Below are 20,781 nucleotides of genomic sequence, written 5' to 3' on the forward strand. Positions count from 1 at the left end.
GCATGACGCTTCCCCCGCTGCCCTCCCTGCTCCGCACGCTTGCCGTTTCCTTGTTGCTGGCCGCGCCGGCGCTGGCGGCCGCGCCACGGCCCAGCGCCGAGGTCAACACCTTCATCGGCAGCAAGGACGACGGCAACACCTTTCCCGGCGCGTCCGCACCGTTCGGGATGATCCAGGTCAGCCCGATCGGCGCGCACTACGCGGGCTGGCGCTACGACGATCCGCAGATCCGCGGCTTCGGCCATTCCTTCCTCTCCGGTGCCGGCTGTTGGGAACAGGGCGGGCAGGTCTCGGTGCTGCCGGTGACCGGGCGCATCGGCCCGGGCGGCGAGTTCGATACGGCCGACCCGAAGGCGTTCGACCACGCGCGCTACGGTGCGCGCTACCAGCACGACGGCGAGCATGGCCAGGCCGGCTACTACAAGGTGCGGTTGACCGATTACGGCGGCATCGATGCCGAAGCCACCGCGCTGACCCGCGCGGCGGCCGAGCGCTACACCTTTGCGACGTCGGGCGAGGGCCATGTGCTGGTCAACATCGGCCAGGCCAACGCCCGCCATGTCGTCACCGGCAGCACCCTGAGCGTGGTTGGCGACCGCGTGGTGGAAGGCAAGCTGGTGACCCAGAGCTTCTGCGGCGGCCATCAGTACACCACCTGGTTCCGCCTGGAGTTCGATCGTCCGTTCAAGGCCTTCGGCACCTGGGGCGAGGCCGGCGGCGTGCCGGGATCGCGCCATGGCATGGAGGGCGAGGGCAAGCCCAGCGGCGCCTGGCTCAGTTTCGACCTGGGCAAGGACCGCGCGGTCACCGCGATCTCGGCGATCTCGCACGTGGATGCCGAGGGTGCGCGCGACAACCTGCGCCGCGAGGGCATGGCCAACGGCCGGCTGCTCGGCTTCGACGCCATGCGCGCCCGCGCGCAGCAGGCGTGGGATCGGGAGCTTGCCAGCGTGCGCGTGCACGGCGGCAGCCGCGACGACCGCGTGGTGTTCTACACGGCGCTGTACCACGCGCTGCTGCAGCCGCTGACCGGCAGCGATGCCGATGGCCGTTACCGCGGCTACGACGACCTCATCCACCGCGCCGACGGCTGGACCTACCACGAGTATTTCTCGCTGTGGGACACCTACCGCTCGCAGAACCAGTTGCTGGCCCTGCTGCGGCCGCAGCGCGCCGCCGACATCGCGCGTTCGCTCCTGGCGATCGACGCGCAAGGCGGTTGGCTGCCGCGCTGGGGCTATGCCAACTTCGAGAGCAACGTCATGACCGGCGATCCGGTCACGCCGTTCCTGGTCGATCTGTGGCGCTTCGGCGCGCTGCAGGGGCGCGAGGCCGAGGCCTATGCGGCGCTGCGCCGCAACGCCTTCGAGATGCCGCCGTTGAACTCGCGGCACGCCGGCCGGTCCGGCAATGCCAACTACCTCGCGCAGAGTTTCGTGCAGTACGACCGCGCGGTCCCGTCCAAGGGCATGGATGTCGATCCGCACCACGGCGGCTCGGCGACGCTGGAGTACGCGCTGGCCGATTGCGCACTGTCGACGATGGCCGGCGCGCTCGGGCATGCCGAAGATGCTGCGGTGCTGAACCGCCGCGGGCGCAACTGGCGCACCGTGTGGGATCCGTCGGCGCGCGATGCGGAGACCGGCTTCAGCGGCTTCCCGCGGCCGCGCACCGAGGACGGTGCGTGGTACACGCCGGCGGAGGGCCATTACGACCCGCGCTCGCAGCACGGCTTCCATGAAGGCACGGCCTGGCAGTACCAGTGGCTGGCGCAGCAGGACGTGCCGGGCCTGGTGCAGGCGATGCACGGACCGGAGCAGGCCGCGCGGCGCCTGGACGCGTTCTTCGCCTACGACGCGCTGCTGGCCGATCCGGCCGGCGCCGCGCGCAAGCAATGGGTGGTGGGGCCGTACAGCTACTACAGCCAGTTCCGCTACAACCCCAACAACGAACCCGATCTGCACGCGCCGTGGATGTATACGCTGATCGGCCAGCCATGGAAGACCAGCACCGTGCTGCATGCGGCGCAGACGCTGTTCACCAATGCGCCGAACGGCGTCACCGGCAACGACGATCTGGGCACGATGTCGGCGTGGTATCTGTTCAGCGCCATGGGCCTGTATCCGGCGGTGCCCGGCACGGGGCAGTTCCTGCTGCATGCGCCGCGCTTCTCGCGCATCGAGCTGGACGTCGGGCCGGGCCGCACGCTGCGCATCGACGCGCCGCAGGCCGGCGACGGCGCGCTGCGCTACATCCGCGGCGTGACCCTGGACGGCCGCGCGCAGGCGCCGGTCTGGCTGGACTGGGCGCAGCTGCGCCAGGGCGGCCGCTTGCGCTTCGAGCTGAGCGAGGCGCCGCAGCCGCAGGGCTGGGGCACGCGCCCGCAGGACCTGCCGCTGTCGCCCTGCGCCGCCGATCCCGCTGCGGCGGGGGTGAGCTGGCGCTGAGTCCGCGCACCACGCGGGCAGTCCCGCACAGCCGATGGTTTACGCTGCGCGTCTCTCGTCACAAGGGGAACCGATCCGATGCGCCAGAAGCGTCCACCCGGTGCCGGATCCGCGCGTGCGGCCAAGGCCGCCCCGCCCAAGGCGGCACCGGCGCCTGACGCGGTGGATGGCGCAGGGCAGGCCGCGCCTGCCGCCGCGGGGCGCGATCGCCAGCGCGTGGTGACCGTCACCGACATCGCCGATGCGGTCGGCGTCTCGCGCGCGACCGTGTCGCTGGTGCTGCGCGGCAGCCCGCTGGTCCATGCCGACACGCGCGCGCGGGTGGAAGCGGAGCTGAAGCGGCAGCGCTACGTCTACAACCGCGGCGCGGCCAATCTGCGCCGGCGCACCTCGACCAGCGTGGCGCTGGTCATCAACGACCTGGCCAATCCGTTCTTCGCCGAGTTCGCGGCCGGCGTGGACGAGGCGCTGGGCGAGAAAGGCTACGTGACCCTGCTCGGCAGCACCGGCGAGTCGCCCGCACGGCAGCAGGCGGTGCTGGGCTCGCTGATGGAGCACACGCCGGCGGGCGTGATCCTGTCGCCGGCCGAGGGCAGCGATGCCGCCGAGCTGCACACGGTGCTGGACGCGCGCGCGAACGTGCTGCTGTTCAACCGCGAACTCGCCGGCGCCGACGACTGGGGCTTCCTGGGCCTGGACAACCAGCGCGGCGCGCAACTGGCGACCGAGCACCTGATCGCGTTGGGCCACCGCCGTATCGCCTTCTACGGCGGTCATGCCGCGTCCAGTTCGTGCCGGCAGCGCCGCGCCGGCCACGCGCAGGCGATGCGCAACGCCGGGTTGCCGGTCGACCCGGCCTGGTTGATCGAGTCGGCGCCCAACCGCCTGGAAGCGGCCGCGCGCCACGGCGAACTGTTCGCCGTCGCGGCGCCGCCGAGCGCGGCGGTCTGCTACAACGACACGGTCGCGCTGGGCCTGATGCTGGGCCTGCTGGCGCGCGGCATCCGACCCGGCCAGGACTTCGCCGTCACCGGCTTCGACGACATCCCCGAAGCCGCGGTGAGCACGCCGGCGCTGACCACGCTCGCCGCGCAGCCGCGCGCGCGCGGCCGGCAAGCGGCGCAGCTGGTGCTCGCGCAACTGGACGACCGCGCCGCGCCGCGCAGGACGATCGCGCCGGTGCGCCTGTCGGTGCGCGAGAGCAGCGGAGCGCCGATCGTTCCCGCGCTCGCGTAGCGCTGCGCTCGCGGGTGTGGCCGAAGGGGCGAGTCCGGACGACACGACGGAGCACGCCGTGCCATCGCGACACCCTCTAGACAGAGACGGGCAGATAGTGGGTCGCACCACCACAGCGGAGCGTTCCGCGGTTTCGTGGTGAGCGGGCGATTCGCCCCATTCCTCCCTTCGTCGAGAGCCGTCTCATGCATCTGCAGACTGCAGCGCGCCGTTCCGTGGTGGCCAACGCCCTCTACGGCCTGCTCAACCCCATCCCGTTCGGCTGCTTCGTCGCCGCGCTGATCTTCGACATCGTCTACGCCCGCAGCGGGGTGATCCTGTGGACCAAGGCGGCGGCCTGGCTGATCGCGATCGGCCTGGTCATCGCCATCGTGCCGCGCCTGATCAATCTGACCCAGGTCTGGATCACCGCGCGGCGTTCCGCGCTGCCGGCGGAACGGCTCGACTTCTGGTTGAACCTGCTCGCCATCGTCGCCGCCATCTTCAATTCCTTCGTGCACAGCCGCGATGCGTATGCGGTGGTCCCCGCGGGCCTCTGGCTCTCGATCGCCACGGTCGCGCTGCTGGCGATCGGGCACGTGCTCATCGCCATCCGCACCACGCCACGCGAGGGTTACGTCCATGGCTGAGCGCCTTTGCACGTCCGCCTTCGCCCTGAGCTGCGCGCTGGCCCTGGCCGCCTGCAGCGGCAAGGCCTCGCTCGAACCGACCCAGCAGGCGGGCAACGCGCCGCCGTTGCCGCAGGCCCGCAACTTCCTGCTGCCGCCGATGCAGGTTCCCGAGGGCGTGGGCTGGAAGGAGGGGCAGGCGCCCACGGTGGCGGCGGGCCTGAAGATCGAGAAGATCGCCGGCGGCCTGAAGCATCCGCGCCAGCTGTACGTGCTGCCCAACGACGACGTGCTGGTGGTGGAGGCCAACTCGCCGGGCATGGAGCCGGTCACCACGCCCAAGCAGCTGATCGCCGGCCTGATCCAGGGCCGTTCCGGCAAGAGCGCCAAGGGCGGCAACCGCATCACCCTGCTGCGCAGGACCGCGGACGGCAAGTGGGAGCAGCATGCGTTCCTGAAGGGCCTGCACTCGCCGTTCGGCGTGCAGCTGATCGGCGATGCGCTGTACGTCGCCAACACCGACAGCATCATGAAGTTTCCCTACGTCGCGGGCCAGACCGAGATCACCGCGGCCGGCACGCTGTTCGTCGATCTCCCCGGCACGATCGAGCACCATTGGACCAAGGCGCTGCTGGCCAGCCCCGACGGACGCAAGCTGTACGTCGGCGTGGGCTCCAACAGCAACATCGGCGAGAACGGGCTGGACGTGGAGTACCGCCGCGCGGCCGTGCTGGAAGTGGATGTCGCCTCGGCCAGCAGCCGCATCTTCGCTTCCGGCATCCGCAATCCGACCGGACTGCAGTGGGAGCCGCACACCGGCGCGCTGTGGGCGATCGCCAACGAGCGCGACGAGATCGGCGCCGATCTGGTGCCCGACTACCTGACCTCGGTGCAGGACGGCGGATTCTACGGCTGGCCGTACAGCTATTACGGGCAGAACGTGGATGTGCAGGTCAAGGATCAGCGGCCGGACCTGGTGGCCAAGGCGATCAAGCCGGACTACGCGCTGGGCTCGCATGTGGCCGCGCTGGGCCTGTGGTTCTCCCGCGGCGAGACGCTGCCGGCGAAGTACCGCGAAGGCGCGTTCGTGGCCGAGCACGGCAGCTGGAACCGCTCGCCGCTCAGCGGCTACCAGGTGGTCTACGTGCCGTTCCGGCAGGGGCGGCCGGCCGGCCCGCCGCAGACCGTGGTCAGCGGCTTCCACTCGCAGGACCAGTCGCAGCTGTTCGGCGCCCCGGTCGGCCTGGCGCAGGACAGGGACGGCGCGCTGCTGGTCGCCGACGACGTCGGCAACAGCATCTGGCGCGTGAGTTTCTGACCGAGCGCAGACCCGCGCCGCCCACCAGGTCCTGCACTACGGCCATGCCGGCACCGGGCTGGAACTGCAGGAGGGCATGGTGTTCACCATCGAGCCGATGCTCAACCAGGGCCGCGCGGCGATCCGCGCGCTGCCGGACCAATGGCCGGTGCAGACGCGCGACGGCAAGCTGTCGGCGCAGTTCGAGCACACGGTGGCGGTGACGCGCAGCGGCGTGCGGGTGTTGACGTTGCGGCCCGGCGAGAAGCCGCTCTGCCGGATCGATTGACGGGGAACGACAGGCGCGCAGCGCTACGCCGCGGGATCGGCGAAGTCGAACACCTGTCCGGGCTCGGCGGCGACGAACCTGGCATCGGCGATGCCCGCCAGGCGCAGCGCGTGCGCCAGCTCCTCGCGCGGCGCTTCGCGGCCTTCGTCGGTGAGTTGGAAGGTGCCCCAGTGGATGCCCAGGGCATGCCGGGCGCCGGTGTCCTGGAAGATGCGCACGGCCTCGGCGGGATCGACGTGCTGCGGCGCCATGAACCAGCGCGGCGCGTAGGCGCCGATGGGGATCAACGCCACATCGGGCGCGCCGTGCCTGGCGCGGATCTCGCGAAAGATGGCGCCATCGCCGTAGCCGGTATCGCCGGCGAACCAGATCGAACCGCGCGCGGTCTCGACGAAGAAGCCGCACCACAGCGCCATCCTGCGGTCGCGCACGCCGCGGCTGGACCAATGGTTGGCGCGGGTGAGGGTCGCCGTCGCGGCGTCGCCGATCGGCAGCCGATCGTGCCAGTCGCCGGTGGCGATCCGTGCATCGGGAACGCTGTTGCGCAGCAGGATGTCGTTGCCCAGCGGCATCACGAACAGCGGGCGATGCGCTTCGTGCAGCCTGCGCAAGGTGGCGATGTCGAAGTGGTCGTAGTGGTTGTGGCTCAGCAGCACCGCATCGATCGGCGGCAGGTCCGCGAAGCTCACGCCTGGAGCCGTGACCCGCTTCGGACCGGCGATCTGCGAGGGACTGGCGCGTTGCGACCAGACCGGGTCGGTGAGCAGGTTGATGCCGGCCACCTGGATCAGCAAGCTGGCATGGCCGACCATGGTGACGCGCAGGCGATCGTGCCGCGGCGCGGGAATGGCGGGGTGCACCGGCACGTGCTTGGGCCACGGCACCGTGCCCATGGCCGCTTTCCAGCGCAGCACCTTGCCCAGGCCGTTGTCGATGGTCGGCTGGCCCGGATTGAAGAAGCGCACTCCATCGAAGTGGTCGCTGACGGGGCCGGCGTAGTAGGGGTTGGCCATCGGGCGTGTGCTCCAGACAATGCGAGGGTGGGGCCATGGAGATTACGCAGCGGCGATGGATGCGGCGAGCATTGATCTTGGTTCATCCCTCGCCGGCTCTGGGCTCGATCCCGTGCAGCAACAGCCGCCCATGCTGTTCGGCCAATGCGCCGAGGTCTGGCGCGTGCGCGCTGTCGCTGCCGAAGACCTGGTGGAACAGCATCGCCATCATCATCGGGCCCATGATCGACAGCACGTAGAGCTTGGGATCGCCGGGGGGAGCCGTGCCGCGCGCCTGGGCCTTCTCGATGATACCGGCGACGGTGGACATGACCCGGTCGATGGCCTCGGCGTGCCAGATGCGGGCCAGTTCCGGAAACGCGCGGCTCTCGCCGATCACCATGCGCACGATCGCCGGCAGGCGCGGGTCGCCCATGCGGTCGGCGGCGCGCGACAGCAGCATGGTCGTGAGCTCGGCGAGCCCGCCGTCGAAGCTGGCGGCGGCCTGTTCGATCGGCGCGAGGTTGGTCAACAGTCCGTGGCGCACGGCCGCGGCGAACAGGTCCTGCTTGTTGTCGAAATACAGGTACAGCGTGCCTTTCGCCACGCCCGCGCGTTTTGCCACGTCCGCAAGTTTGGTCTCGGCAAAGCCGTTCTCGGCGAATGCGTCGAGCGCGGCGCTGAGGATCTCCGCAGGGCGGTCGTCCTTGCGGCGTTTCCATTTGGGTGTCGGTTGCGTCATGCGGTCTCGAGGCTCAGTGCAGGCTGTATCCGTGGGCCACACGATACGCATCCAGCGCCGTGAGCGACGCATCGGCAGCGGCGAGGGCGACATAGCCGTCGGGACGCACGAGATAGGCCGCGTCCTGCGCAAAGCCGGCAGCGCGGTGTTCGGGGCACCAGGCGAAGACGCGCAGGGCGATGCCACGGGCGTCGCACCATGCCTGCAGCCCGGGCGGCGCGCTGCCGTAGATGTGCAGCTGCCAGCCGATCTGCGTCAACGGTGCGTAGTTGTCGGCGTCGGCGGTTTGCACCCACGGCAGGCGATCGCCGCCGGCGACGTCGCCGGCCTTGCCGGCGCTCAGCGGGCTGTCGCGGTAGTGCAGCATCGTCTGCGACACGGTGCGGAACATCAGCTCGCTGACGTTGCGCAGCCGGTAGGCCAGGCTGGCCAGGGTCGGGGCGACGTAGGTCCTGATGAAACCGGCGACGCTGCCTTCGGCGGTGACCAGGGTGAAGGCGCGGTCGGTGGTGTTGACCAGGGTGCGCGCGAATGCCTGCCGCTCGGCGGCGTAGCTGTCGAGCACGGCGTCGGGCGCGCGGCCCTTGAGCACGTCGGCGAGCTTCCAGGACAGGTTGATGGCGTCGAGGATGCCGGTGTTCATGCCCTGGCCGCCGACCGGACTGTGGACGTGCGCGGCATCGCCGAGCAGGAACACGCGACCGCGGCGGAACGCGTCGGCGACGCGGTGGTGCACGCGGTAGGTCGAGAACCAGTTGACCTTGTCGATGCGCACGCCGAGATTGCGGATGGCGTCCTGGCTGACGTCGGCGAAGCTCAGGCTCTCGGCCCGGTCGGCGCGCGCGTCGCGCACGGTGCCGATCAGCCGATAGTGCCCGGTGTTGCTGTAGGCCAGCACGAGGATGAAGTCGCCATCGCCCAGCGCGATATGCGCTTCGTCCATCGACTGCAGGCCGCCGAGTTCGACATCGGCGACATAGAACACCTGCTTGTAGGTGCCGCCTTCGAAGCCGATGCCGAGCTGATGGCGCACCGGCGAGCGTGCACCGTCGCAGGCCGCCAGATAGCGGATGTCTGCGGCCTGTTCGCTGCCGTCGGGCAGGCGCAGGCGCGCGGCGACGCGATCGCCGTGGTCCTCGAAGGAGAGCAGTTCGGTCTCGCGCTCGACGGCCACGCCCAGTGCTTGCAGCTGTGCGATCAGCAGGCGCTCGTGCTGGTCCTGTGGGTACACCAGCACGAACGGGTAGGGCGAGATGCCCGCCGCGGAATCCAGCAGCGCGATCCGCGCGCGGTGTTTGCCGCGTGCCCACAGATTCATCGCCGGGGTGCGATGGCCGGCGGCGACGACCGCGTCCGCGATGCCTACCTGGCGGTACAGCTCGAGGGTGCGTGCCTGCACCGCCATGGCGCGCGAGGTCTCGCCCGGACCGGTGCTCTTGTCGACGATGCGCACGCTCACGCCCTGCCTGGTCAGCCACAACGCCAGATTGAGCCCGGTGGGGCCGGCGCCCACGATCAGAATGTCGGCCATGACGTGTTGCCCTCAATAAATGACCCGTGGGTCATTTATCTCAGGCCGAGGCCTGGCCGTCAAGCGGCACGGCCGATTTCCACACGCATCGATTGCTGCGGCCGCTTGGTCCGTTGGCAGACACGATGAAGGGCAAGGATTTTTTGTTGTGCGGCGATTGCGGCCAATACCCGCAAGAAATGCGCAGATTCGTGCGCGGTCCCATCGTCGACGCATCGTGAGCGGCGAACATTCCGCAGCTGGCGGCGCGGATTGGCCTGCCTGGCGAGACAGCCTGTAGCCCTGAACGAGCGCCCGATCGCGCTGCTCAACCGCCTGCTCGGCGGCTTCGAGGGCGGGGTGATCACCAGCAACTGGGCGACCCTGGCCACGTGTTCGGCGATACCGCGCTGCGTGACATCGCGGAACCGGTGCCACGCGGCGTGCGACGCAGATCCGCGGCCGGCGGACGCAACACCAGCGACGAGAGCGCTTCGGCAGACGCCTGAGGTCGCGAGCGTGTGGAGCGTCGCCGGCAGCGGCGGACCGAACCACCGCACACCGGCAGGCTTCAGCCGCGGCGCGCGGCCTCGATCGCGGCGATGTCGATCCTGGTCATGCCCATCATCGCGTCGAACGCGCGTTTGGCCGCTGCCGGATCGGGATCGGCGATCGCCTCGGTCAGCGCGCGCGGGGTGATCTGCCACGACAGCCCCCACCTGTCCTTGCACCAGCCGCAGGCGTTTTCCTGGCCGCCGTTGCCGACGATCGCGTGCCACAGGCGGTCGGTCTCGGCCTGGTCGTCGGTCGCCACCTGGAACGAGAAGGCCTCGCTGTGCTTGACCGACGGGCCGCCGTTGAGGCCGAGGCAGGGGATGCCTGCCACAGTGAACTCGACCGTCAGCACGTCGCCCTGCTTGCCGGCGGGATAGTCGCCGGGTGCGCGGTACACGGCCGTCACCGCGCTGTCGGGAAAGGTTTCGGCATAGAACGTCGCGGCGTCGAGCGCGGTGCCGTCGAACCACAGGCAGATCGTGTTCTTGCTGGTCATCTCGGCTCTCCTGGATGGACAGGGATATGCAGTCGGGCGGAGCGCCGCTGGACAACCCGGCAGGGCGTGCGACCGTGGCGGGCGCACGGCTCCGCAACCGATGCCGTCGCAAGCCTACCGCAGCAGCCGGTCGGGAACGTGTGCCCGCCACGGCCGGTATGGGGATGCCAGGCCTGCGCTAAGCGCCCCCTTCACCTCGCATGTGGTGTGTTAGCGGCTGCACACACTGACGGAGTGTCATATGGACACCACATTGATGCCTTGGGTCGCCGGGCTGTTCATCCTGTTCATCGGCTCGGCCTTCTACCTGGTGACCCGGGCCAAGAAGAACCGCAACCGCCCGGCCCAGGATGCGGCCGCGACCAAGAGCGACGTCGACGCGGCGTCGAAGAAATAGCGGCAGGGCGGCGGCCTGGGCTGCCGCCTTCGCCCGGGACGGTCGCTTGCAACGCGGCGCGCATCGGTTCCTGCCGCGCGCGTTGGCGATGGCGATGCCGGTTGTCACGAGAAGATGTCCGCGACGTAGCGGCCGTGCTCGCGTTCGATGCGGTCGGCCCAGGCGTTGGCGTCCTCGGCGCTGACGCCCATGCTGTCGCGGTAGATGCGCACGAAGGTGTCGCATACCGCGGGCGCCATGTGCTCACCGTCGCCGCACACGAACACGGTGGCGCCTTGCTGGAACAGCGCCGACACCCGCTCGCGGTCCTCCCACATGCGGTGCTGGACGTAGGTCACGCCGTCCTGTGGCGCTTGCGAGAAGGCGAAGCGGACGTCGACCACGCCCATGTTCTGCCAGCGCTGCAATTCCTCCTTGTACAGGCAGTCGACGTCGGGATGGTCGATGCCGAAGAACAACAAGGCTTCGCCGACCTCGCGTCCGCCCGCCTTCTGGATCGCGCGTTCCTGCAGGAAGCCATGGAACGGCGCGATGCCGCTGCCGGCGCAGACCAGGATGATCGGCGTGGCCGGATCCTCCGGCGGGTGGAAGCTCGCCTGCGAAGGCCGCACCGCCACCGCGACCGGCGCGCCTTCGCCAAGGCTGGCCAAATGGGTGGAGGCCACGCCGCGCCGCCGCCCGATCCCCGATAGCGCCGGCGCATCGAGCACGGCCACGGTCAGCGAACACTGCGTCGGGTCGCGCAACGGCGAGGAGGAAATGGAGTATTGCCGCGCGCGCATGGCGGGAAGCGCGCCGAGAAAGGCACCCAGCGACAGTTCGCAGGCCGGGAACCGTTCCAGCAGGTCGAGCAGGCTGGTTTTCCTGGCGAGCACCTCGCCGGCATAGGCCGGTTCGGCCGCCAGCGCCTGCAGCGCGTCGCGGTCGGGCGGGCAGCGCGTGGCCGCGGCCAGTTGCGCCACCTGCGTGCGGGTCGCCGGTTGCGCCAGTTCCACGTAGTCGGTCAGCACGTCGGCCAGGGCGACCGGATAGCCGCTGGGCAGGCCGGATGCGGCGCCGGGCCGCTTGCCGATGACCACGTGGGTGTCGCTGGCCAGGCCGAATCGCCGCAGCACGCGTTCGACCTGCGCGGCGGAGTTGCGCGGCAGCACGGCGAGATAGTCGCCGGTGCGGTAGCGCATGCCCTCGGGCAGGGCGATCTCGATGTGGCGCTTGGAGCGTGCGAACGGCGCCGACATGTCGACCAGCTCGCGATTTTCGACGATGCGCCCCTGGTCCAGTTCGGTCAGCCGCAGCGCGCCGAGCCGCGCGGAGGGGACGATGTCCACCTCCAGCGTCTGCGCGGCCTGCTCCGTCGTCGCTTTTCCCAGCGCCTGGCCGAGCGCGGGCCACAGTCCGGCGTACCAGGCATCGAAACCGCCGAAGAAATCGCCGCCTGCGTCGGTTTCGCCGCGCGCCTTGAAACGTGCGGCGCCCGCCGCCGCGAATGCGGCATCCAGCCGCTTCGGGATCGCCTGGTAGGTGCGCGCCCACTGCCGGTTGCCGGAACCGAACACGGCGTAGCGCACGCCGGCCAGATCGCCGGCGGCCAGTCCTTCGATCCAGTCGAGGAAGCGGCGCGCATTGTCCGGCGGCTGGCCTTCGTAGGAGGAGGCGGCCACGACCACGGCGCCGTCGCGCGGCAAGCGGCCGGCGTAGTCGTCCAGCGGCGCCACGAGCGGCGCATAGCCCTGTGCCGCCGCGTCGGCGCCGATCCGCTGCGCGAACGCTTCGCACGAGCCGGAATTGCCGCCGTACAGCACCAGCAGCGGCGTGCCCGGCGGCGTGCTGCCCGCGGCCGGGGTCGTGGCCGGCGCCAGGGCTTTCTGCGGGGCGGACGGCACTGCGCTGCGCCGGCGCAGTGCGACGTCGCCGCGCCGGCGCGCACGGATGCGCAAGCCCTCCGGCTTCAAGGTCAGCGTTTCCGCCACCTCGAGTTGATAGTTCGGATCGACCTGTTCCAGTTCGAACCGTTGCAGGATCATCGTCAGCACCAGTTGCGCCTCCTGCATTGCGAAGCCGCGCCCGATGCAGGCGCGCGCGCCGTTGCCGAACGGTTTCCAGGCGTTGGGCGGGAGCCGTTCGGCCGCTTCGGGCGCGAAGCGCTCCGGCCGGAACGTTTCCGGATCCGCCCATACGCCCGGGTCGCGGTGCAGGCCGGGAATCAGCACCAGCAGCGTGTCCTGCGGCGTGATCGCATAGCGGCCGGCCAGTGTCGTGGTTTCGCGCGCGGCGACCGCGAAGGCCGGGGCGGTGGGCCACAGCCGCAGGGTTTCCTGCAGGACCTGCTCGATGTAGCGCAGCTTGGCCAGGTCCTCGACCTGCGGCGGCCGCGTGCCCAGCGCTGCGTCCACCGCCTGGCGCGCGCGCCATCGCCGCTGGATTGCGCAGCAGCAGATACAGCGCGAACGACAGCAGGCCGCTGGTCGTCTCGTGGCCGGCGATCAGGAAGGTCACCATCTGGTAGCGGATGTTCTCGTCCGACAGCGCCTCGCCGGTCGCCTGGTCGCGTCCGTACAGCATCAGGTTGAGCAGGTCGTCGCGCGAGGCCGCCTCCGGGTCGGCCCTGCGTTCGGCGATCAAGGTGTCGGCGACGCTGCGGATCATCGCCAGGTCGGCCTCGTAGCGGCGCCGGCCGGGCGCCAGCAGGCGATTGGCGATGTCGGGCCGGCGCGCGCGCGATCCGGCCTCGGCCAACGCGCCCACCATCGCCGCGACGAAGGGATGCATCTCGTTCTGGTAGAAGCTGTTGAAGCGGTAGTCGAAGGCGCACAGCGCGATCGTGTCCAGCGTCAGCCGGGTCATGTTGTCGGCCACGTCGATGACCGCGTCCGGTCCGAACCGTTCCCAGCGCTGCAGCATCTGTTCGGCGATGTCCTCCATGCGCCCGAACATCGCGCGCACGCCGATCGGACCGAACGCGGGCATCAGCAGCCGGTGCGCCTTGGCCCAGTTGGGTTCGTCGTTGTAGGCGGTGAACAGGCCGTCGCCGCCGAGGTCGCGCAGCGATTGCAGCGGCCGGTGCAGCTTCTTCTCGAAGCGGGTCTCGTCGCAGACCTCGTCCACCAGTTCCTGTCCGCTCAGCACGGTCAGCGACAGCGGGCCGCTGTTCAGGCGAAAGATCGGGCCGTGCGCCTTGGCGAGCCGCATCAGGCTCTGCACCGGCGCATCGCCATCGAGATGGTGGAAATTGCCGAGCAGCGGCAGCGAACGCGGTTGCGGGATTGTCTGCGTCATGGGGTGCCTTCCTGGGAAGTGCGCGGCGTGGCGACCGGCGCGGGACCGGCGTCGCGGTGCGGGGGATGCAGCAGGGTGGCGAGGACGGTGTCGACCAGCCGCGCGCGGGCCTGGCTCGGCGCGATCTCCGGCGCCAGCCGCGCCAGCAATTGCGGGAATTCCGGCGGCTGGCTCAGCATGCTGTTCAGCAGCACGAAGAACAGCGCCGGATGCGTCGCCTTCACGATGCCGGCCTCGATCCCGGCAAGGATCAGCGCATGGCCGGCCTCATAGGCCGGTCGCAGCAACTGCTCGGCGACGACGGCGGCGCGCTCGGGACGTTCCGACATCACGCGCGCGACGAAGTCGCGTACCGCTGGGTTGGCCTCGTAGAACGCGGCCATGATCAGGATGGCGTCCGTCAGCCGTTCGTGCAGCGGGCGCTGGTCGTGGTGGGTCAGGTGCGCCATGGCCGCGAGCCGCGGGGTCGCGTCCTGCGCAAGCTGGTTCACGCAGGCATTCCACAGTTCGGCCTTGCTGCCGAAATGCACGCGCACCAGGTTCGGGCTTACCCCTGCGGCGGCGGCGATGGTGCGGATATCGGCCCGCTCGAAGCCGTAGCGGGCGAAGCCGCCGGTGGCCGCCGACAGCAGCGCCTGGCGGCCGTCGGCCTGGTCCTTGCCTGGTGGGCGGCCGCGGGGTCGCGGGGGTGGCCTTGCCGCCATGGTCGGTATCCCTGCATAAATGTTCATTTGTACATTTAATGGCAGCCGGCGGTTTTTGCAAATCGATCGTTCAGCAGGCAGAGCGTTTGCGCGGCCGCTGGCGCTGGCAGGGCATCGCTGCGTTGCCGCCCGAGGAGCGAACGTTGCGCGGCGCCACATGCTTCGCCTGCGCGTGCGGCGGGAGCGCAGGCGCCCGTCCACGCCGCGGGCTTTGTCCGATCGGCATGCAGCTCGGGCAGGGGCGCGCGGCCGCTATCGCGGTGCGGCGTGCAGGCGCTTCACTTCGGCGTGCCGAGCCCGCCGATGTTGACCATCGCCCGCAAGCCGATCACCAGCGCATTGTCCGGCGCGCGGCGCGCGGCGGGATTGCCCAGGATGTCGGGATTGACGATGTACTGGACGTTCGGGACCAGGGACAGCGGCAACTGCGCGACGCGGTAGCTGTAGTTGAGCTCGAACAGGGTCTCGTTGCGCGAGATGTCCGGCGCCGCGCCGCGCTTGCGCAACAGGTCGTTCATGTAGCCCTGCTGGTCGGCGCTGAAACGGTAGTAGTTCGCGACGGCGCCGAAGCCGTCGCCCGGTCGCGATGCGAACGGGCCGCTGTAGTACAGGCCGGCGGTGACCTGCAGGTCGTACACCTGGCGCGCATCCAGCGGCGCGGCGATGTTGCCGAACGCGACCAGCATGCGCTTGCCGGCCATGCCCTGCGGCCGGTAGAGCGCGCGTTCGCCCATCACATAGGTGCCCCAGCGACCGCCGTCGTACATGCGCGCCGGCCCGCCCACCAGGCCGCGCAATCCGCCGCTCCGGTTGTGGCGCAGGGCGCTGTAGTCGGCCGAGTTGTACCAGACGCCGGCCACGTAGCGCGGTGCGCCGCGGCCGAGCGCGGGGTCGGGCTCGTAGCCGACCTCCAGGGTGCCGAGCACGCCGCTGCTGTCGGCGGTGCTCCAGTCCAGGCCATCGTTGTTCTTGCGTTGCGGATTGAGTTCGAACGCGCCCACCGACACATAGGTCGCGGCGGGTTTGTAGCGCAGCTTCGCGCCCCAGTTGACGTACGGAAAGCCGACGAAGCCGCCGTCGGCCTGGCTCAGCTGGAACGGGCAATCGGATGCGCCGACGAAGCGGCAGCCGTAGCGGCTGCGCGCGAATTGCCAGGTGGTGTTCATGCGCCCGGCGACGAGCTGCCAGCGGCCATCGGCGAACGCCTGTTCCCAGGTCAGCTGCGCCAGTTGCGCCTGCTGCTGCTGGTACCAGTAGCCCTGCACCTTGACGTTGTTGCCGATCTGGCGCTGCGACAGGCTGTTGCCGTAGTACCAGGCGCCGGTCGCGTGCAGCGTGGCGCCGGGGATGCCGAACAGGCGCTGCAGATCCAGGTCGGCGCCGGCGACCACGCCGCCGGCATTGCGATCGCCGCGCGACAGGCCGCCGGCGGCGTTGCGCGCATAGTCGTTGGACCAGACGAAACGCGGCGCGATGCCGTGGTCGTCCAGCCATTGTTCGGTGTCGGCGGCGATGGCGCTGCCGGAAAGCGTGGCCGAAGCGGCCAGTGCGAGGAACGGGACGAAGGACACGGATCGGGACATGGGACGCAGGCTCCACGGACGAGGCGATGCACTCGGCGGACGTGCGCGGCGGGTGCGCGGCGTCGCGGCAGTGCGCGAAGGGAAGACACCTTCCGGTCGTGGAGCCGCAGGACAGCGTCGCGTCCGTCGGCGACGGACACGGCATGTGCGCAGGCCTGTGGGGGGACCGGCAGAAGAAACGGTGGCAGGACAACCGCGTTCCGCGGCGCCGATGCGCGAGCCATCGCCGCAGCGGATGGGCCGCGCCGCGGCGCGGCCCATCGAACTGGATCGGACCAGCGGGATCAGACCACGTCGGTCAGGCCACCTTGCCGAGGCCGGCGGCGGCCATCGCGTCGGCGATTTCCTTGTCGGCGCCTTCGGCCAGCGGCAGCAGCGGCGAACGCACCGTGGCGTGATCGAGCAGGCCGCGCGCGGCCAGCGCCCACTTCAGCGCCACCGAGCCTTCCATGTGCGAGCCGCGGTGGTAGACGTTCCTGGTCACCGGCAGCAGGCGGTCGTGCAGCGCGCGCGCCTTGGCGTAGTCCTTGGCCTTGCCGGCGGCGATCATCTCGATCAACGGTTCCGGCGCGATGCAGCCGTAGCCCACCAACGCACCGTCCACGTCGAACATGGTGTGCAGCAGGTATTCGTCGTGGCAGGTCAGCACCGGCACGTGCGGGCGTTCCTTGCGGAACACCGGGATCTCGGTGTCCCAGCGCTTCATGTTGCGCACGCCGTTCTTCATCGCGATCACGCCCGGCAGCGCGGCGATCTCCAGCAGCGTTTCCAGGTTGTAGGTGGCCTTGGTCACGTCCGGGTACTGGAACAGGATCATCGGCAGGCCGCTGGCCTCGTGGATGGCCTTGTAGCGGTCCTGCGGCGCGCCCTTCTGGTAGCCGAAGCGCAGCCAGCCGTGCGAGGGATAGATCAGCCCCGCCGAGGCGCCGGCGGCGACGGCGCGCTTGGCTTCGTCGGCGGCCACCCGGGTGCCTTCCAGGGTGATGCCGGCGATGATCGGGATGCGCGCGTCGACGGCATCGCGGAACGCCTCGATCACCTTGGCCTGCTCGTCGCGCTCCAGGAAAGTGCCTTCGCCGGCGTGGCCGAGCACGGTCAGGCCCTTGACGCCCTCGATGCCTCCCAGCCACTTGCCGATGCGCTTGATCGCGGGATAGTCGACGGCGCCGTCGCGGGTGAACGGGGTGACCGGCGCGGGGACCAGGCCTTTCAGGTCGATGTTGCTCATGCTGTGTTTCCTCTTCTTCGGATCAACCGGGGATGGAGTCGAACGCGGGGTCCGACGTGGGGTGGTGCGAATGGACGACGCGCGCTGGCCTGCGTGGCCGCGGCGTTGGCAGGCCCTGGACTCAGGGCGAGAGTTCTTCCAGCGATCTGCCCTTGGTTTCCAGCGCGCACAGCAGCGTCACCGCCGCGCCGGCCAGCAGCACCGCGGCGAAGGCGACGAACACGTAGCGCAGGCCGATGCCGGCGATGACCGCGCCGACCACCAGCGGGCCGCTGGCCGAGCCCAGGCGCAGCCAGGCGCTGCCCAGTCCGGTGCCGATGGCGCGGATGCGGGTGGGATAGAGCTCGGCCGAATACAGGTACAGCGAGAAGGTGATGGTCTGCACCGCGGCATAGCCCAGCGCCGCGAACACCAGCACCTGCAGTGCCGAGGTGCCGCCCAGCATCGCCAGCGCCAGCAGCGGGATGCTGCCGGCGGCGAAGGCGAGGACGTACCAGCGCTTGCGTCCGACCTTGTCGATCGACAGCGCGCACACCACCGCGGCGGCGACCCCGGCCAGCGAGGTGAGGAAGCCGTAGGCGATGCTCTGCTGCAGCGACAGCCCGAAATGCTGGCGGTACAGCGTCGGCAGCCAGGTGATGAGGCCGTTGGCCACCAGGTAGGAGCAGAACCACAGGCACCAGATCACCAGGGTGCGCTTGAGATAGAGGCTGCCGAACAGTTCGCGCCAGTCCGAGGCTTGCGCCTTGGGCAGCGCATTGCGGTCGAACGCCGGCGCCGGCAACGGGCCGTGGCGGCGCTCGGCGCTGCGCTCCAGTTCGGACACGATCGCGTCGGCCTGGGCGTAGCGGCCCTTGGAGGCCAGCCAGCGCGGCGATTCGAACATGAAGAAGCGCAGCGGGATCATGATCGCGGCGGGGATCAGCCCGACCATGAACATCGCCTTCCAGCCGTAGGCCGGCACCAGGAAGTAGCCGATGCCGCCGGCGGCGACCAGGCCGAGCAGGAACATCACCTCGTACAGCAGGAAGAAGCGGCCGCGCTTCTTCGATCCGATCAGCTCGTTGATGTAGGCGCTGGCCACCGGCACTTCGCCGCCGGTGCCGATGCCCTGGACGAAGCGGAACGCCATCATCGCCGCGGCGCCGCCGGCGAACAGGCAGGCGACGTCCATCGACACGAACAGCAGGATGGTGAACAGCAGCACGTGCAGGCGGCCGACGCGCTCGGCCAGCCAGCCGAAGAACACCGAGCCGAGCAACTGGCCCAGGTAGCCGGCCGACAGGATCATGCCGATCTGCGCCGGCGACAGGCTCCACTCCTTGGCCAGCACCGGCATCGCGTAGGCGATGGCGATCACCGTATAGCCGTCGAAGAAGGTGGCCGCGCCGACGATGTTGCGCGCCCACCACACCTGGCGGGTGATGGGCAGGCGTTCGAGCCGGGCGCCGATCTCCGCCTGCGCCTCGGCGGGCGGCAGCGTACGGGCGGTGGCGGCGTTGGCGGTGGTGGTGGGCATGAGCATCGTTGCTGCCTCTCACAGGACAAGGAGAACCCGGCGCAGGCGCCGGAGCGTCCACGAAGCGGTCGAAACACGGGGAACCGGGCGGATGCCCGGACGGATCAGGTGCTGGGCGCGGTCACGGCGACGCTCCCGCTGGCCTGGATCGCGAACGCGATGTCCTTGGCCGCCAGCAGAGTGGGTTGCAGGGCGGTGCCCAGCAGTTCGTCGTGGCTGGTGCGCACCGACGGCGCGGCGACGCTGATCGCGCCGAGCGGGTAGTCGTCCGCATCCAGCACCGGCACCGCCAGCACGCGCAGTCCCTCGGTCAGCATCGAGTCGAGGATCACGTGGTTGTCGCGGCGGATGCGCTCGAAGGTGCGGAGCATGGCGGCGATCTCCGGCGCGTGCGGGGCCTCCACGTCCACCCCCGTCACCCGCGTCACTTCGGCCGGCGACAGGTGCGCGAGCATGGCCAGGCCGATCGCGGTGCGGGTGCTGGACACGGTGGTGCCGATGCGGATGTCCACGCCCAGCCGGGTGATGCCGGCGCGGACCCGTTCGATGTAGAGCACGTCGGGCCCTTGCAGCACCGCGAAGCTGGCCGCCTCGTTGACGTCGCTCACCAGCGCGCGCAGCAACGGTCGCACCACGCTGCGCAGGTCGCGGCGGGCGATGGCATGGAAGCCGAGGTCGAGCACTTTCAGGGTCAGGCGGAAGCGGCGGCTTTCGGGGAGGCGGTTCACGTAGCCCAGCTCGACCAGCGTGTTGAGCATGCGGAAGGTGGTTCCCGGGTCGAGCCTGGCCAGCGCCGCGATCTGGCTCAGCGACAGTTCCTCGTGCTCGGAGGAAAACGCTTCGAGCACCCGGAAGCCCTTGGCCAGCGATTGCACGGTGCTGCGCAGCTTCTTGTCCGCCGCGTCGCCGCTGTCCTCGGCGGCGGCGTCCAACGCGCCTGTGGAGATGGTCTTGGTCATCTGCATTTTCCTGGTGGCTGTCGTGCGTCGCCAGCTTGCCGAACCGGCTGGTGGGTGTCGCTTGACAAGCGTGTTTCGGATTGCGAAAATTATTTCGAAACTACGTGCCAAGATTCTTCCAGGCGCGCTTGCTGCGTCAAGTTGCGGCGCAACATGCGTGCTGGGCGCGGTGTCGCCGCGGGTGCGGTGGCGGCGTCGATACGATTGCTCGGCGTTCGACCATGGTGGCCAGGACCATCGCAATGGCGACCAGCGGCATGGCCGATCGCTAGCTTCCCAGTGCCGTGGCGGCGCCTCGTCCAGCGCGCGGCCTCCAATCCCTCGATCGCGACGCCACTGATTCCGGATCGTCATGTAGACGAACGTTGCCGCGATTTGCAGCGCAAGCATTGCTGGCAGACAACGGCGCGCGGCGGCGATTAGCGTGTTGCATGAGCCGAGCGAACCGTCAGCAGCCGCAACTCCCCGCGCAGAAGTGGTGGCAGACGCTGTCGTTCAAGCGTGCCGCCGCCGAGGTGTCGGCGGTGCTGGTGCTGGTCGGCGGCACCTACGGCTTCGTGCAATACGTGGAGGTCAAGCCGCTGGAGCGGCGCCTGGCCGAAGCGCAGGCCGCCGCATGCAAGCCGGCGTCCAGTTCGCCATTGGTCGAGTTCGGCCTGTTGCCGGGCGACAGCCGCGTGCTCTGGGATGGCGCGCTGACGGTGACCAATGCGACGCGCGGCACGGATGGCACGAAGACGCGGCTGCGGGCGACGCCGCGCGAAGGTGCGCCGGTCGAGCGCGCAGGGCTGTCGCCGGGCGACAGCTTCGACGTGCCGGTCTCTGGACAGGGCACCTATCGGATCTACCTGAAACGCAGCACGGCCGACTTCATCGAAGGGTCTGTGCTGCATCGTCCGTGAGTGCCGTCCGCGATGGCGCCGCGCGCAGCGGCGTCGCGGTG

Annotated in this window: 16 protein-coding genes and 2 pseudogenes; 7 read left to right on the forward strand and 11 right to left on the reverse strand. The window is 69.9% G+C overall.

Features of this window, described 5'->3' with window-relative positions:
• Positions 1-2 precede the first annotated feature (2 nt).
• The 5 genes and pseudogenes from AB3X10_RS03295 to AB3X10_RS03315 form a co-directional block, all read left to right on the forward strand.
• On the forward strand, positions 3-2,447 hold the full coding sequence (locus AB3X10_RS03295; protein WP_369979049.1) for a GH92 family glycosyl hydrolase: 2,445 nt from the start codon (positions 3-5) through the stop codon (positions 2,445-2,447).
• A gap of 78 nt (positions 2,448-2,525) precedes the next feature.
• Complete coding sequence (locus AB3X10_RS03300) at positions 2,526-3,683, forward strand: LacI family DNA-binding transcriptional regulator (RefSeq protein ID WP_369979051.1); 1,158 nt, start codon at positions 2,526-2,528, stop codon at positions 3,681-3,683.
• A 185-nt stretch (positions 3,684-3,868) separates the two neighbouring features.
• Positions 3,869-4,312 carry a DUF2231 domain-containing protein gene (locus AB3X10_RS03305; protein WP_369979053.1) on the forward strand — a complete coding sequence of 148 codons (444 nt, stop codon included), beginning with the start codon at positions 3,869-3,871 and terminating at the stop codon, positions 4,310-4,312.
• Complete coding sequence (locus AB3X10_RS03310; RefSeq protein ID WP_369979055.1) at positions 4,305-5,609, forward strand: PQQ-dependent sugar dehydrogenase; 1,305 nt, start codon at positions 4,305-4,307, stop codon at positions 5,607-5,609. The genes AB3X10_RS03305 and AB3X10_RS03310 overlap by 8 nt, the downstream gene beginning before the upstream one ends.
• Before the next feature lie 25 nt (positions 5,610-5,634).
• Positions 5,635-5,877, forward strand: a pseudogene (locus tag AB3X10_RS03315) (M24 family metallopeptidase); the annotation flags it as partial.
• Between the two features lie 23 nt (positions 5,878-5,900).
• Here the strand turns inward: AB3X10_RS03315 and AB3X10_RS03320 are convergent.
• From AB3X10_RS03320 to AB3X10_RS03335, 4 genes are all read right to left on the reverse strand, one after another.
• A complete protein-coding gene (locus tag AB3X10_RS03320) occupies positions 5,901-6,890 on the reverse strand; it encodes an MBL fold metallo-hydrolase (protein ID WP_369979057.1) in 990 nt (329 codons plus the stop codon).
• Between the two features lie 82 nt (positions 6,891-6,972).
• Positions 6,973-7,611 (reverse strand): TetR/AcrR family transcriptional regulator, encoded by a 639-nt coding sequence (locus tag AB3X10_RS03325; RefSeq protein ID WP_369979059.1) that lies wholly within the window; start codon positions 7,609-7,611, stop codon positions 6,973-6,975.
• Between the two features lie 13 nt (positions 7,612-7,624).
• Positions 7,625-9,142, reverse strand: a complete 1,518-nt coding sequence (locus AB3X10_RS03330) for an FAD-dependent monooxygenase (protein ID WP_369979061.1) — start codon at positions 9,140-9,142, stop codon at positions 7,625-7,627.
• Positions 9,143-9,692: 550 nt separating this feature from the next.
• Positions 9,693-10,172: a VOC family protein gene (locus tag AB3X10_RS03335; RefSeq protein ID WP_369979063.1), complete on the reverse strand. Its 480-nt coding sequence runs from the start codon at positions 10,170-10,172 to the stop codon at positions 9,693-9,695.
• A 241-nt stretch (positions 10,173-10,413) separates the two neighbouring features.
• Between AB3X10_RS03335 and AB3X10_RS03340 the strand changes: the two genes are divergently transcribed.
• Complete coding sequence (locus AB3X10_RS03340) at positions 10,414-10,569, forward strand: hypothetical protein (protein WP_369979065.1); 156 nt, start codon at positions 10,414-10,416, stop codon at positions 10,567-10,569.
• Between the two features lie 104 nt (positions 10,570-10,673).
• On the opposite strand, the gene AB3X10_RS03345 is transcribed toward AB3X10_RS03340, so the two are convergent.
• The 7 genes and pseudogenes from AB3X10_RS03345 to AB3X10_RS03375 form a co-directional block, all read right to left on the reverse strand.
• The gene (locus tag AB3X10_RS03345; RefSeq protein WP_369981622.1) at positions 10,674-12,593 is read right to left on the reverse strand and encodes a diflavin oxidoreductase; all 1,920 of its coding nucleotides are present in this window, start codon (positions 12,591-12,593) and stop codon (positions 10,674-10,676) included.
• Positions 12,573-13,845 (reverse strand): annotated as a pseudogene (locus tag AB3X10_RS03350) (cytochrome P450); the annotation flags it as partial. The gene AB3X10_RS03345 and the pseudogene AB3X10_RS03350, both read right to left, overlap by 21 nt.
• A complete protein-coding gene (locus tag AB3X10_RS03355; protein ID WP_369979067.1) occupies positions 13,842-14,549 on the reverse strand; it encodes a TetR/AcrR family transcriptional regulator in 708 nt (235 codons plus the stop codon). The pseudogene AB3X10_RS03350 and the gene AB3X10_RS03355, both read right to left, overlap by 4 nt.
• Positions 14,550-14,827: 278 nt before the next feature.
• Positions 14,828-16,132, reverse strand: coding sequence for a carbohydrate porin (locus AB3X10_RS03360; protein ID WP_369979069.1), 1,305 nt, complete (start codon positions 16,130-16,132; stop codon positions 14,828-14,830).
• Between the two features lie 298 nt (positions 16,133-16,430).
• Positions 16,431-17,360, reverse strand: a complete 930-nt coding sequence (locus AB3X10_RS03365; protein ID WP_369979071.1) for a dihydrodipicolinate synthase family protein — start codon at positions 17,358-17,360, stop codon at positions 16,431-16,433.
• A 121-nt stretch (positions 17,361-17,481) separates the two neighbouring features.
• Positions 17,482-18,879, reverse strand: coding sequence for an MFS transporter (locus AB3X10_RS03370; protein WP_369979073.1), 1,398 nt, complete (start codon positions 18,877-18,879; stop codon positions 17,482-17,484).
• A gap of 104 nt (positions 18,880-18,983) precedes the next feature.
• On the reverse strand, positions 18,984-19,838 hold the full coding sequence (locus AB3X10_RS03375) for an IclR family transcriptional regulator (protein WP_369979075.1): 855 nt from the start codon (positions 19,836-19,838) through the stop codon (positions 18,984-18,986).
• Between the two features lie 389 nt (positions 19,839-20,227).
• On the opposite strand from AB3X10_RS03375, the gene AB3X10_RS03380 reads away from it, so the two are divergent.
• On the forward strand, positions 20,228-20,740 hold the full coding sequence (locus AB3X10_RS03380) for a hypothetical protein (protein ID WP_369979077.1): 513 nt from the start codon (positions 20,228-20,230) through the stop codon (positions 20,738-20,740).
• The last annotated feature ends 41 nt before the right edge of the window (positions 20,741-20,781 follow it).

The sequence above is a fragment of the Xanthomonas sp. DAR 80977 genome (assembly GCF_041240605.1).
GTDB classification, from domain to species: Bacteria; Pseudomonadota; Gammaproteobacteria; order Xanthomonadales; family Xanthomonadaceae; genus Xanthomonas_A; species Xanthomonas_A bundabergensis.